The following is a 13556-nucleotide window of genomic DNA, read 5'->3' on the forward strand; positions in this document are numbered from 1 at the left end:
GTGCCCCTGACCTTCTCCCCTTGTAAGGGAGAAGGGGAAGAGGTGCCTAGGCCGCCTTCAACCTGCCGCTAATGAACCGAAACTCCTGCGTCTTGCCGCCGAAACCATAGGCGGCGGCCGGCACTTCGTGCACGAAGGCGTAGCTTTCCTCATGCACTTGGCCCAGCAGGTGGCCGAAAGCGGCGAACACCGCCTGGAGATAGGCTTCCAGCTCGAGCTTGGTGTTGGTGCCGTCGACCACCTTGATGTCGAGCCAGAAGGTGTTGGCGCCATGCTCGGCCAGCGACTTGCCACCGGCGAACCAATGCTGCGGGTCGAGATAGGAGATGGCGACCGCGGTGATGGTCGGGTCCTTGCGCAGATGCGTGGCCGTCAGTTCTGTGACCTCCTTGGCGATTGCCGCGGACAGTTTGGCGTCGGGCTTGCCGGTGACGCTGACAGTGATGATCGGCATTGTTTTTCTCCTGGGTTGCTGCGGCGTCTTTCGCCGTTGGAAAAACCATGCCACGATCGTCGCATCAAAAAAATCGAATTGTTTTCAAGTTATGATTCGATAATATCGAACAATGCAGACACTCGACCCCGATCTTCTCAAAACCTTTCTCGCCTTCGTCGATGGTGGCTCGCTGGGGCAGGCGGCGTCTGTCGTCGGCCGTTCGCCCTCGGCGGTGACGGCACAGATGCAGCGGCTGGAGGAGATCGTCGGCGAGCCGCTGCTTCTCGCGCAGGGGCGGGGGCGCGGCCTGACACCGGCCGGCGAGGACCTTGTCGGCCATGCCAGGCGCATCCTCGCCGTCCACACCGAAGCCTGGCTGGCGCTGAAGGGCGCGCGCGCCGACGGCCGCGTCGCCATCGGCACCACGCAGGATTTCGCCGACAGCGGCCTGCCGGAGCTGCTGCGGGCCTTCGCGGCCAGCCATCCGCGGGTCAGGATCGAGCTGCGCGTCGGCCGCTCCGCCGAACTTGCGCAGGCGCTGCAGGCCGGTCTGCTCGATTTGGCCATCACCATGCGCCAGGCCCAGGCGCCGGACGAAATCGGCGTGCTCCGCGAGCCGATGCTCTGGCTGTGCTCGCAAAAAGGGCTGGCCGCGCGGGAAGAAGAGATACCCCTGGCGCTGCTCGATCCGCATTGCGGCTTTCGCGAAGCAGCCCTTGCGGCGCTCGATGCCGCCGGCCGCCGCTACCGCATCGCCGCCGGCAGCGCCAGCCTTGCCGGCCTGCGCACGGCGGTCAATGCCGGCGTTGCGCTGACCTTGCGCACCGCGCGCTTTGCTCATTCCGGTATTGTCGAAGCGCCGCGCTCCCTTGGCCTGCCGCCGGTTCCATCAGCCGAATTCGCCATCCGGCTGCGCCAGGGTGCCGATCTGCCGGCGCGGGATCTGGCGGCACTGCTGAGCGGCAATCTCGCTCTGACAGGCAGTATCGGTTGATCCCAAGAAAAAGCCGACCTTACGATCGGCTTTAAGTAGGACGGGTCGAGGGGTTTGGGGGGACTTGGGGGTGACCCGTCGCACCAACAATGCCCGAGTCGGATGATGGTTCCGTGACTGCGAAAATATTTTAGCCGTCGATTGCGCTCCGCCTGGCCAGCACCCAGTCGCGGCCGGCATGGGCAAACACGGCGCACAGCACGATGGCACCGCCGATCATGCTGGCGGCCGGCGGAATCTCGGCCAGGAACAGGAAGGCAAACAGGATCGCGAACGGCACTTCGGCCGACCCCAGCAGGCCGGATTCGGGCGCCGGGATCAGCCGCGAGCCCTCCGTCCACAGGATCGAGGCCATCGCGAAGGTGGCGCCGAACGTGGCGAGCAGCATGGCATCCCGGGCCGAAACGGCCAACGGATCGGTGACGAACCAGCCGAGCAGGAACAGAAGGAAGGCCGAAACCGCGCCAGCCCAGACCACCGGCGTGTCGCGGAAGGCGCGTACCATGATCATGTAGAGCGCGCCGCCGGCGGTCATCAGCAGCGCCAGGCCGTCGCCAAGCAGATGGCCGGTGCCGAAGCCGGACCCGACCATGATCGCCACGCCGCACAGCGACACCGCGGCGGCGGCCAACGTTTGCATGCGGAACGGCTCGCGCACCAGGATGAAGGCCAGCAGCGCGGCGATGAAAGGCGCCGTGGCATAGATGATGGCGACATTGGCGACATAGGTGAATTTGAAGGCGGCGATGAAGGCGATGCTGGCAAGCGCTCCTTCGACCGCCAGCAGCCAGCCGCGCCAGCCGAGCCTGAGGCTCTCGCGTCCGCCCGAGCGCCGCCGCCGCCGCCACAGCACATAAAAGGTGATCAGGATCGAGCCGACAAAGCCGCGCCAGCAGGTGATGGTCAACGGGTCGGCATGGATCGATTTGGTGAGAACCCCGGTCAGCGCGAAGAAGGCCGCCGACGCCGACACCAGCATGATGCCGAGCGTGCGCTCGGCGGCGGTGTCGCTGGGTGGCATGCTCAGAGCCTCTGTCATTTCAGGAGACTATGCCGTCTCATGCTGACACCATCCTGTCAGCAGCGATCTTTTGCCCACATATCTGCGCCATGTCCTACAGCCGCTTGCGAAAGTGCTCGTTGCCGACGATCAGCAGGCCGGCACCGATGATCAGCGCGGCCCCCAAAAACACTTCGCGGCGCGGCACGTCGCCCCAGATGGCGAAACCGAGCGCGAAGGCCCAGACCAGCGACGTGTATTCGAACGGCGCCACGATGGACACCGGCGCCCGCTTCATGCCTTCGAACAGCAGGTACTGCGCGACGCCGCCGAGCGCGCCGACGCTGATGAGAAGCAGCAGTTGGCCGCCATCGGGCATCTGCCACAAGATGAGCGCCGGCACGGTCGAAAACACCAGGAAGTAGAAGTTGTTGAGGATGAGCTGGATCATCGTTCGCTCCTGCATGGCGGTCTTGCGCAGCAGCACCACGGCAATGCCCCACAGCAGCGCGGCGGCCAGCACCAGAAGGATCGGCACGGACAGGCCGAGATGGGTGGGGTCGCAAGCGACGAACACCCCGGCAAAACCGATCAGCACCGCCACCCAGCGCAGCAGCGGCACCTTTTCGCCGAGCATGAACACCGACAGCACGGTGACGATGATCGGGGCGGCATAGTAGACGGTGGTGAGCTCGGCCAGCTGAAGAGTACGGGCGGCGTTGTAATAACAAAGCCAGGCGGCAAGCGTGAAGGCGCTGCGCACCAGCATCGGCCGCACGATGGGCGAGCGCGCTGTGTCGGCGAACACGCGCCGCCCGCCGATCACCGCGCAGCCGGCGAGCACGGTGATGCTGCGGAAGAACATGATCTGCCAGACGCTGATGCCGACGACGAGCAATTTGATCGCAGCGTCCTGCGTCGAAAACAGGAAATAGGCGCCGCCGGTGAACAGGATGCCGGCAAGCACCCTTTCGCGGGTTTCCAGAATGGCGATATCGGCCATGCGACGGGTCCGGCGGCTGTCGAGAAGGAAGCCTGCCCAATCAAGCTCCACGCCGCAGGCTATACGGGCGAGACCCAGCGCGGCGCTACGCCAGCGGCGGGCTTGCGTTGGGGCAGGGGTTCCTTGGCGAACCGCGCTGTCGCAACGCTCACTGCGTCGCCTGATAAAGCTCCGAAGCGGCTTCCTTCAGCGCGCGCCGTCCGTCAGGCTTGAAATACATCATGTGCCCGCCCTCGACGACATCGAGGCGAATCGGTTTCGCATTGGCGAGCGACGGGATCTGGTTCACCAGGTAGCGCGAGCCGAGATAGGGCGTGACCAGGTCGGTGTAGCCGTTGACGATGACGACGCCGAGCGCAGGGTTCAGCGATCGCGCCCGCTGCAGATCGTCCATCACGCCCACATAGCCTTGCCGTGAGGTGCCGTAGTCCCAATTGTGGCTGATCTCGTCGTTGAGCAGCCGGTAGCTGACATCGGTGCGAAAGTTCAGCTCGTCGCGGGCATAGGCGACGAAGGCCGAGGTCAGCACCGGCACGCTGCGGTCGAGCACCGGGTCCGGGCCGGCGATGCGGGCGCTCTCGGGCGCGATGTCGGCCGTCGCGATCGTGCCGTCATAGGGGCTGAGCACCTTGCCGCTGGTGCGGGCAAACTCCCTTGCGAACAGCCCGGTCGGGATACGGGCGAAATTGCGCTGGACGAGTTCGAGCGGCAGTCCGGTTACCTCCGCCACGCGCTGGCTCGCCAGCCGCCCGCCCTGCTCCAGCCCGCTGGCCAAAGCCGTAAGGTAGTCGCCCATCGCATAATGCTCGACTTCGGCGAGCTTCTCCCGCAGCGCATCGCCGCTGACGCCTTCGGCGCGCAGGCGCACCGCCGCGAGCGAAGGGAGTTCGAGCGCCCAGTGCAGCGGCTCGAATTCGTCCGGCTGGACAAGCATGAATTCCAGCGCCGGCGAGATCAGCACGATGCCGTTCGGGCTGATGCCGATATCCTCCTGCAGGGTCCTGGCGAGCAGCGCCGCGCGGAACCCGCCATAGCTTTCCCCGGCGAGGAAGAGCGGCGATCCGGTGCGGCCGTTCTGTGCAAGAAAGAGCCGGATGAAAGCGCCTATCGAACTGGCATCCTGGTTGACGCCCCAGAAGTCGTGCGTGTCCTGGCCCGGTGCCTCGCGGCTGTATCCGGTTCCGACCGGATCGACGAAGACGAGGTCGGTCATGTCGAGCCAGCTGTCCGGATTGTCGATGAGTCTTTGCGGCGAGCGCAGGAACTCGCCGTTGGCACCGGTCGCGATGATGCGCGGGCCGAGCGCGCCGAGATGCAGATAGGCGGACGCCGCTCCCGGGCCGCCGTTGAACACGAAGGTGATGGGCCGCTGCGGTTGCTTCGCGGCGTTGTCCTGCGGCCGCAGCGTGTAGGCGACATAGAAGATCTCCGCCGTGACGTCGCCCTTGCCGGAAAGCAGCGACAGCGTGCCGGCCTTCGACTGATAGTCCAGCTTGCGCCCGGCAAGCGTGATCGAATGGCTGGTGGTCTGCGGCGATGGCAGCAGCGACAGAACGCCGCCTGTAGGCGCCGGCCGCTCCGCCGTTTCAGCGAGGACTGGTTGGGCGAAGGCGGCAAGCATCAGCAGGATGGCGGGAATGAGTTTCAGCTTGGCACGCATGACGCCTCCGCGAGAACGACTGTCGCATAGGTATGTCCGGGGCGAGCGATGTCAAAGGAAATGCCGTCAACGAAGCTGCTAGTCTCCCCCGCAAGGGGGAGATTGGATGTCATGTTCTGTTTTCGCCAATCGCAACCGTTGGGGAACGAGGCGGGAGCTGTCCGACGGCTATTGGGACTGCTGGCTAGACCCTCAATCCTGCCTGAGCGCCTTCTCCAACTCCGCGATATCGATCTTGCACATGCAGCGGCAGACAGTGCTATCAAGCACGAAAGACTGTCGGAAAGGAAACGAAAATGGACGCCACCGCACTCAAGGCCATGCAGGCGCCGTTGAAAGAGGCCTATCGCGACGATGCCTCGCGGGCGCTGATCACGCTTCGGGCCAAGGGTTCGGTCGACGACCAGTCGATCGCCTGCAAGGTGGAGACGGGCAGGGCGCTGGCCATCGCCGGCCTGCATCCGGCCACCGGCGGCTCCGGGCTCGAACTGTGCTCGGGCGACATGCTGCTGGAGGCGCTGGTGGCTTGCGCCGGCGTGACGCTGAAGGCGGTGGCCACCGCGCTGGAATTCAGGCTTGGCAGTGCAACCGTCGAGGCTGAAGGCGACCTCGACTTTCGCGGCACGCTCGGCGTGGCCAGGGATGCGCCGGTCGGCTTCCGCGCCATCCGGCTCAATTTCAATCTCGACACGGATGAACCGCAGGAGCGCATCGATGCGCTGCTGAAGCTGACCGAGCGCTACTGCGTGGTGTTCCAGACCATCAGCAACAAGCCGGAGCTGGCGGTTTCAGCGCGGCGCTGACGCTGCCAATCTCCCCCCCTTGCGGGGGTTGATGAGTGGTCCGCGAAGCGGACGGAAAGCCAATTGCTTGGCTTTCCGAACGACGAACGCCTGGCAAGGCAGAGGGGGGCGCTGTCCCGCCAGCGTCTCAGCCCTGTTCAGTCAAACCAAATCGCTTCGCAACAGATAGATTAAGTGAAGGTCGGCGATCCTTCGCGCCCCCCTCTGTCCTGCCGGACATCTCCCCCACGAGGGGGGAGATCACGCTCATCTCTACTGCGCCGCCGGTTCCTCCGCGTCGCCTTCGTCGGTGAACGGCGAGGCGCTCGGCACGCAGTTCACCGCCCAGCCGGCCGGCGTCGGTTGCTTCTGGTATTCGGTGATTGCGTTGGTGCACTGGTCGCGGGTGTCGAAGGTGCTGGGCAGCACCACCATGCCGCCTTGCGGGCCGGCGATCACCAGATACCAAACAAGTGCGACGCTGGGAGCAGCCATGGAATTTCCTCGCTTTGCTGTTGTGGGAGTCGCCGCGATCCTAGCAACTCCGACCGGGTGGCGGAAGCGCGCGTCGTGCGCGGCGCTCCGCCCGGCATCACAGCCGCGTGATGTCAGTCCGTCGCGAGAGCCGCTCAGTTCACTGCAAAGCAGTAATAAAGCCCATCGCCGCCGGTGCCTTGCAGCGCCTCCTGGCTGCAGCCGCCGCGCGAGGCATGCGAGGAATTCCACGACTTGGCGGCCGCCGAATCGTCGAGCCCGGTGCGGTCGTGGTGGCCGACCATCGCCACGCCTTCCGCGCCGCTCATCGTCCAGTCGCCGCAGGTCTGGTCGGCGATCTTGGTGCCGTCTGGCTTCGAGCCGGTCAGCACATCATGCCGGTTCGGCTTGTCGCCGCGGCCGTTGACCACTTCGCCCTTTTCATTGAGCGCCGTCTCCTTGCTGATGGCATTGGCGTCGCTGTGCAGCGAGGCGACATCGTCGGCGATCTTGACGCCCTTGGCGTTGACCCATGGACCCTTGCCGATGCGGTCGCGCGCATCGGCATCGCTGGTCGAGAGATAGGCCGCCCAGGTCTTGCCGGTGACACCGGCGGCCTCGGCCAGCGAGGCGCAATGCGCATCGGCGCCCTTGAGGCCGCCAAGGTCGGCGCCCTTGCCGGAGCCGACGCTGGTGACGAAGAAACTCATCGTCGCGCCTTGTGAATAGGCGACGCCAGCTGCTGCAACGAAGGTGGCGGCGGTGGCGAGAAGCAATCTGCGCATGGTGGTCCTCCGTGCTTCGGGTTTCGAATGTTTTACATTCGAAGAACGTCGCCGAGCGCGGAATTCTTCCGCCTGAAATGCCTGTTTATTCCGGCTGCCGGTAGGCGACGAAGCGGTTGTGCTTGGCCTGGAAGATCAGCCCGGTCTCGGTGAGCGTCGGGCTGGCCAGCGGCACGATGCGTTTTGCGATCTCGGACGGATGCGGCAGTGTCTCCGGATCCTCGCCGGGCACCGCCTGCGCGCGCATCGCGGTGCGGGTGGCGCCGGGGTCGGCGGCGTTGACCCTCAACGGCAGGCTCTGCGTCTCATGCGCCCAGGAGCGCATCATCGTCTCGACCGCAGCCTTGGAGGCCGCATAGGGTGCCCAGAAGGCGCGCGCCGAGTGTGCCGCGTTGGAAGACAGGATGATGGCGCGTCCGGCATCGGAAAGCCGAAGCAGCGGGTCGACCGAGCGGATCAGCCGCCAGGTCGAAGTGACATTGATGGTCATCACCTTCTCGAAGGTTTTTGCCTCGACATGGCCGATCGGCGAAATGACGCCGAGCACGCCGGCATTGGCGACGAGGATGTCGAGCTTGCCCCAGCGCTCATGGATGGCGCCGCCCAGCCGGTCGATGCCGGCCATGTCGGCGAGGTCGAGCGGCACCAGCGTCGCTTCGCCCTTGCCGGTTTTGGCGCGTTCGGCCTTGATCTGGTCGTCAAGCTCTTCCAGTCCGCCGACGGTCCGCGCCACCGCAATCACATGCGCACCGGCGGCGGCAAGCTCCTTGGCGATGAAATAGCCGATGCCGCGCGAGGCGCCGGTGACAACGGCGGTGCGGCCGGAGAGGTCGAGGCTCATGCGATAACTTCCGTGAGGTGCCTACGCCCCGCTCGTCGCCAGCAGCGACAGCGTGCGCACATTGTCGTGGCCTTCGAAGTCGAGCAGGCGGGTCGGGTACTGGCCGGTGAAGCAGGCGTCGCAGAATTGCGGCTGCTCATTGTCGCGGCCGGCCTCGCCGACGGCGCGGTAGAGGCCGTCGATCGACAGGAAACCGAGCGAATCGACACGGATGAATTCGGCCATCTCCTGGATGGACATGCGCGAGGCCAAGAGCTTCGACTTCTCCGGCGTATCGACGCCGTAGAAGCACGACGCGCTGGTCGGCGGCGAGGCGATGCGCATATGCACTTCCTTGGCGCCGGCATCGCGCACCATCTGCACGATCTTCTGGCTGGTGGTGCCGCGCACGATACTGTCGTCGACCAGCACCACGCGCTTGCCCTCGATCATGCGGCGGTTTGCGTTGTGCTTCAGCTTCACACCCATGTGGCGGATCGAATCGCCGGGCTGGATGAAGGTGCGGCCGACATAGTGGTTGCGGATGATGCCGAGTTCGAAGGGAATGCCGGCGGCCTGGGAAAAGCCGATCGCCGCCGGGGTGCCGGAATCCGGCACCGGCACGATGATGTCGGCATCGACGGGGCTTTCCTGCGCGAGTTCCGCGCCGATGCGCTTGCGAACCTCATAGACGTTGCGGCCCTCGACCGACGAGTCCGGCCGCGCGAAATAGACATATTCGAAGATACAGAAGCGGGTCTTCTGCTGCTCGAACGGGAACAGGCTCTCGATGCCCTTGGCGGTGACGACGACCATCTCGCCGGCCTTCAGGTCGCGCACGAAGCGGGCGCCGATGATGTCGAGCGCGCAGGTTTCGGAAGCGAGGATCCAGGCGCCGTCGAGGTCGCCCAGCACCAGCGGGCGGATGCCCAGCGGGTCGCGGCAGCCGATCATCTTCTTGGCCGTCATCGCCACCAGCGAGAAGGCGCCTTCGACCTGGCGCACCGCGTCGATGAAGCGCGAGTTGAGATCGCGCTCCTTGCTGGTGGCGACCAGATGCAAGAGCGTCTCGGTGTCGGAGGTCGACGAGAAGATCGCGCCCTGCTTCTGCAGCGCGCGCTGCACGGTCATCGCGTTGGTCAGATTGCCATTGTGGGCGACGGCGAAACCGCCATCGGCAAGTTCAGCGAAGAAGGGCTGGATGTTGCGCAGGCCGGCGCCGCCGGTCGTGGCATAGCGGGTGTGGCCGATGGCGCGGTTGCCTTGCAGGCTGTCGATGACGCGCTGCTTGGTGAAAGTGTCGCCGATCAGGCCGACATGGCGTTCGACGTGGAACTGGCTGCCGTCATAGGAGACGATGCCGGCGGCTTCCTGGCCGCGATGCTGCAGCGCGTGCAGGCCGAGCGTGACGATTGCCGCGGCATCCTGCCGGCCGAATATGCCGAACACGCCGCATTCGTCGTGGAAATGGTCGTCGGCCTCGGCGGAAAGCACGTCGTCTGCGTCTGCCATGTGGGGCTCAAGCTCCGCTAAAATCGCCATATAAGGCGATAGCGCGTCGAAAGCAACGCATGCCGCGGCGTTTCACATCATCGTCAGGCCTGGCCCTCGTTGGCCAGGTATCAGTTTGCCGGCGCCGCGGGCGCAGGATTGGCGGGCTGGGCCGGTGCATTGTCGGCCGGCGCATCGCTTTCGCTGTCGTCGGGCGCCGGGGCATCGTCGCCGGTTGCCGGTGCTTCCGTTGTCGGCGCGGCGGGGGCCTCTGTGCCGGCCTCGGGTGCCGCCGGCTGATTCGGGTTCAGCTTCTTCAGGATGGTGTTTTCCGGATCCTCGGGCAGCAGGCTTTCCAGCTTGGCGCCGATCTGTTCCAGCAGCGGCCGCGACTTGGCGTTGGCGACCCAGGCCGGAGCCTTGGCGCCGGCCAGCCAATTGAAGAACAAAAGCGCCACCGCGACCACCAGGATGCCGCGCGCCGCGCCGTAGAGGAAACCCAGCGTGCGGTCGAGCGCGCCGATCCTGGAATCGATGATCCAGTCGGCGAGCTTCATGGTGATGACGGAAACGACGATCAGCGCGATGACGAAGACGATGCCGGCCGCCGCCGCCATGGCGATCTTTTCATTGTCCAGATAGGGCTGAACGTAAGGCAGAACCGGCTTGTAGAAGAAGAAGGCCGCTGCCGCCGCCGCAGCCCAGGAAACCACTGACAGCACCTCGCGGGAGAAGCCGCGAACCATGGCCAGCATCGCGGAGACCAGGGTGAAGCCGACGAGAATTCCGTCAAGCAGCGTAATCGGCATGTCCTTCGCCCCTGTCTTTTTTCACGGCTCGACGAGCCGCGTCACTCTTCCTCGTCGGCGCGGCTGCGCCGTGAGCCGGCTATGCGCGCCACGAGATCGGCAAGCTCGGTGGGCTGGAAAGCGCTGGCCCCGATCCCCCCGGCCCCATTACCACCAACAAGTTCCTCGCTGCCCAAGGGCAGAACCGCGCTCCCGAAACCCAGCTTTTCGGCCTCCCTGAGGCGCTGCTGCGCATGCGCAACCGGCCTCACCGCGCCCGACAGGCTGATTTCGCCGAAATAGACGCAATCGGCCGGAAGGGCAAGACCGGTGAGCGACGAAACCAGTGCTGCCGCCACCGCGAGATCGGCGGCGGGCTCCGAAATCCGGTAGCCGCCGGCGACGTTGAGATAGACATCGTGCGTGCCGAAGCGCACCCCGCAATGCGCCTCCAGCACGGCCAGCACCATCGACAGACGCGCACCGTCCCAGCCGACGACGGCGCGGCGCGGCGTGCCCAGCGAGGAGGGCGCCACCAGCGCCTGGATCTCGACCAGCACCGGACGCGTGCCTTCCATGCCGGCGAAAACCGCGGCCCCCGGCGATTTCGCATGGCGTTCGCCGAGGAACAGCTCCGACGGATTGGCGACCTCGCGCAGGCCCTTGTCCGACATTTCGAAGACGCCGATCTCGTCGGTCGGCCCAAAACGGTTCTTCACCGTGCGCAGGATGCGGTAATGATGGCCGCCTTCGCCCTCGAAATAGAGCACGGCGTCGACCATGTGCTCGACGACGCGCGGTCCGGCGATCTGGCCTTCCTTGGTGACATGGCCGACGAGCACGATCGCCGCCCCTGTGGATTTCGCATAGCGGATCATCGCCTGGGCGGCGGCGCGCACCTGGGTGACGGTGCCCGGCGCCGAATCGGCCATGTCGGTCCACAGCGTCTGGATCGAATCGAGGATCACCAGGTCCGGCCGCTTGCCGTCGGCGATCGTCGCCAGGATGTCCTCGACATTGGTCTCGGCGGCAAGCTCGACCGGCGTGTCGGCGACGCCAAGCCGCTGGGCGCGCAGCCTGATCTGGGCGACAGCTTCCTCGCCCGAGACATAGACGATGCGGTGGCCTTTTGACGCCAGCGCCGCCGCCGCCTGGGTGAGCAGCGTCGACTTGCCGATGCCGGGATCGCCGCCAACTAGAAGGGCCGAGCCGCGGACAAAACCGCCGCCGGTGGCGCGGTCGAGCTCGCCGATGCCGGAGACGATGCGCGGCGCGTCCTCGATGTCGCCGGACAGGCTGGTCAGCACCACGGCGCGGCCCTTGCGGGCATTGCGCGTGTTGGCCGGGCCGGAACCGATGCCGCCGGCCGTGCCTTCCTCGACGAGCGTGTTCCATTCGCCGCAAGCATCGCACTTGCCGGCCCAGCGCTGATGCACCGAGCCGCAATTCTGGCAGATGAACTGGACGCGCGATTTGGCCACGCTCTTACCTTTTCGCCAATTGGCGAGCGCCGTGATCCTTCGCGCCCCCCTCTGTCCGGCAGGACAGAGGGGGGCGCCGTAGAGCGCTGCGGTTTGGTACGACTTCTACCAAGCGCCTACTCAAACCGATCCGGCAGATGATGCTCCTCGGCAAGGTCGGAGAAGCGGGTGAACTCGCCCTGGAAGGCGAGGCTGACCGAACCTGTCGGGCCGTGACGCTGCTTGGCGACGATGACTTCGGCCTTGCCGCGCATCTCGTTCATCTCGTTTTCCCACTTGACGTATTCGTCGGTGCCGGGCTTCGGCTCGCGGTTCTTCAGGTAGTACTCCTCGCGATACACGAACATCACCACGTCGGCGTCCTGCTCGATCGAGCCGGATTCGCGCAAATCCGACAGTTGCGGGCGCTTGTCGTCGCGGCTTTCGACCTGACGCGACAGCTGCGACAGCGCGATGATCGGCACGCTGAGCTCCTTGGCGAGCGCCTTCAGGCCGGTGGTGATCTCGGTGATTTCCTGCACGCGGTTCTGCGAGGATTTGGCGCTCGATCCCTGCATCAGCTGGATATAGTCGATGACGATGAGGTCGAGGCCGCGCTGGCGTTTCAGGCGCCGTGCGCGGGCGGACAACTGGGCAATGGAAATGCCGCCGGTCTGGTCGATGAACAGCGGAATCTTCTGCATGGTCTGCGAGCAGGCGACCAGCTTCTCGAAATCCATCTCGGAAATCTCGCCGCGGCGGATTTTTGACGACGGAATCTCGGTTTGCTCGGAGATGATGCGGGTGGCGAGCTGCTCCGACGACATTTCCAGCGAGAAGAAGCCGACGACGCCGCCATTGGCGGCCTTGAACGAACCGTCGGCCTGCTGCGCCGGCACATAGGCCTCGGCGATGTTGAAGGCCATGTTGGTGGCCAAGGACGTCTTGCCCATGCCTGGGCGGCCGGCGATGATGATCAGGTCGGACGGCTGCAGGCCGCCCATGCGGCGGTCGAGGTCGCGCAGACCTGTGGCGACGCCCGACAGGTGCCCGTCGCGCATATAGGCGGCATTGGCCATGTCGACAGCGGTCTTGACCGCGTCGGTGAAGCTTTCGAAGCCGCCATCGTAGCGGCCGGTCTCGGCCAGCTCGAACAGGCGCCGCTCGGCGTCCTCGATCTGCTCGGAGGGCGACATGTCGACCGGCGCGTCATAGGCGATGTTGACCATGTCCTCGCCGACGGTGATCAGCGCGCGGCGCGTGGCCAAGTCATAGATGGCGCGGCCATAGTCGGTGGCGTTGACGACGGTGACGGCCTCGACGGCAAGCCGCACGACATATTGCGCCACCGTCATGTCGCCGACCTTTTCGTCGGCCGGCAGGAAGGTTTTTAGCGTGATCGGCGTCGCCACCTTGCCCATGCGGATGAGTTCGGCTGCGACCTCGAAGATTTTCCTGTGCAGCGGCTCGTAGAAATGCCCGGCTTTCAGGAAATCGGAGACGCGGTAGAAGGCATCGTTGTTGACGAGGATGGCCCCGAGCAGCGCCTGCTCGGCCTCGATGTTGTTCGGTGCTTCGCGATAAAGCGGTGTTTCCGCGACGCCGAATTTGCGTGCTGCCTCAGCCATGATGTCCCCGAATTTCGATCCCGCATTCTCGATATCAGAACGGACAAAAGCCGGTGCTGACTTATCTGCAACAGTACCTGTCCAACCAGCTTTGATGCCCACTGTTCACAGGAGAAGCACACCGTCCACAGGACAGAATTCTCGTGCTCCGATTCCGGTTGACTCGGCAAGGTGGTGATTCTGCATATAGTAGAACAAATAAGGAACAAAATCAACCTGCGGACGAACGCAACCG

13 protein-coding genes are annotated in these 13556 nt (G+C 65.2%); 2 read left to right on the forward strand and 11 right to left on the reverse strand.

What is annotated here, in order from left to right; all coding sequences use genetic code 11:
* Positions 1–46: 46 nt before the first annotated feature.
* Entirely contained in the window at positions 47–454 is a 408-nt protein-coding gene (locus ACSQ3Z_RS13740; RefSeq protein ID WP_436171785.1) for a tautomerase family protein, read from the reverse strand.
* Between the two features lie 112 nt (positions 455–566).
* On the opposite strand from ACSQ3Z_RS13740, the gene ACSQ3Z_RS13745 reads away from it, so the two are divergent.
* Complete coding sequence (locus tag ACSQ3Z_RS13745; RefSeq protein ID WP_436171786.1) at positions 567–1430, forward strand: LysR substrate-binding domain-containing protein; 864 nt, start codon at positions 567–569, stop codon at positions 1428–1430.
* A 130-nt stretch (positions 1431–1560) separates the two neighbouring features.
* Here the strand turns inward: ACSQ3Z_RS13745 and ACSQ3Z_RS13750 are convergent, their stop codons facing one another.
* From ACSQ3Z_RS13750 to ACSQ3Z_RS13760, 3 genes are all read right to left on the reverse strand, one after another.
* Entirely contained in the window at positions 1561–2451 is an 891-nt protein-coding gene (locus tag ACSQ3Z_RS13750; protein ID WP_436171787.1) for a DMT family transporter, read from the reverse strand.
* A 94-nt stretch (positions 2452–2545) separates the two neighbouring features.
* Complete coding sequence (locus tag ACSQ3Z_RS13755) at positions 2546–3433, reverse strand: DMT family transporter (protein WP_436171788.1); 888 nt, start codon at positions 3431–3433, stop codon at positions 2546–2548.
* A 148-nt stretch (positions 3434–3581) separates the two neighbouring features.
* Positions 3582–5093 (reverse strand): S10 family peptidase, encoded by a 1512-nt coding sequence (locus tag ACSQ3Z_RS13760; protein ID WP_436171789.1) that lies wholly within the window; start codon positions 5091–5093, stop codon positions 3582–3584.
* 296 nt (positions 5094–5389) lie between these two features.
* Here ACSQ3Z_RS13760 and ACSQ3Z_RS13765 point away from each other — a divergent pair, with 296 nt between their 5' ends.
* Positions 5390–5896 (forward strand): OsmC family protein, encoded by a 507-nt coding sequence (locus tag ACSQ3Z_RS13765; protein ID WP_436171790.1) that lies wholly within the window; start codon positions 5390–5392, stop codon positions 5894–5896.
* 252 nt (positions 5897–6148) lie between these two features.
* Here the strand turns inward: ACSQ3Z_RS13765 and ACSQ3Z_RS13770 are convergent, their stop codons facing one another.
* The 7 genes from ACSQ3Z_RS13770 to ACSQ3Z_RS13800 all read right to left on the reverse strand — a co-directional run bounded on the left by ACSQ3Z_RS13770 (position 6149) and on the right by ACSQ3Z_RS13800 (position 13321).
* On the reverse strand, positions 6149–6370 hold the full coding sequence (locus tag ACSQ3Z_RS13770; RefSeq protein WP_006202291.1) for a hypothetical protein: 222 nt from the start codon (positions 6368–6370) through the stop codon (positions 6149–6151).
* 134 nt (positions 6371–6504) lie between these two features.
* Entirely contained in the window at positions 6505–7134 is a 630-nt protein-coding gene (locus ACSQ3Z_RS13775; RefSeq protein ID WP_436171791.1) for a hypothetical protein, read from the reverse strand.
* An 85-nt stretch (positions 7135–7219) separates the two neighbouring features.
* Positions 7220–7975: an SDR family NAD(P)-dependent oxidoreductase gene (locus ACSQ3Z_RS13780; protein WP_436171792.1), complete on the reverse strand. Its 756-nt coding sequence runs from the start codon at positions 7973–7975 to the stop codon at positions 7220–7222.
* Positions 7976–7996: 21 nt separating this feature from the next.
* Complete coding sequence (purF, locus tag ACSQ3Z_RS13785; protein ID WP_436171793.1) at positions 7997–9466, reverse strand: amidophosphoribosyltransferase; 1470 nt, start codon at positions 9464–9466, stop codon at positions 7997–7999.
* Between the two features lie 110 nt (positions 9467–9576).
* A complete protein-coding gene (locus tag ACSQ3Z_RS13790; RefSeq protein ID WP_436171794.1) occupies positions 9577–10254 on the reverse strand; it encodes a CvpA family protein in 678 nt (225 codons plus the stop codon).
* Positions 10255–10295: 41 nt separating this feature from the next.
* Complete coding sequence (gene radA, locus ACSQ3Z_RS13795) at positions 10296–11714, reverse strand: DNA repair protein RadA (RefSeq protein WP_436171795.1); 1419 nt, start codon at positions 11712–11714, stop codon at positions 10296–10298.
* 116 nt (positions 11715–11830) lie between these two features.
* The gene (locus ACSQ3Z_RS13800; protein WP_436171796.1) at positions 11831–13321 is read right to left on the reverse strand and encodes a replicative DNA helicase; all 1491 of its coding nucleotides are present in this window, start codon (positions 13319–13321) and stop codon (positions 11831–11833) included.
* Positions 13322–13556 lie beyond the last annotated feature (235 nt).

Origin of the sequence: Mesorhizobium sp. LjNodule214, assembly GCF_964252735.1 — a bacterium.
Lineage (GTDB): Bacteria > Pseudomonadota > Alphaproteobacteria > Rhizobiales > Rhizobiaceae > Mesorhizobium.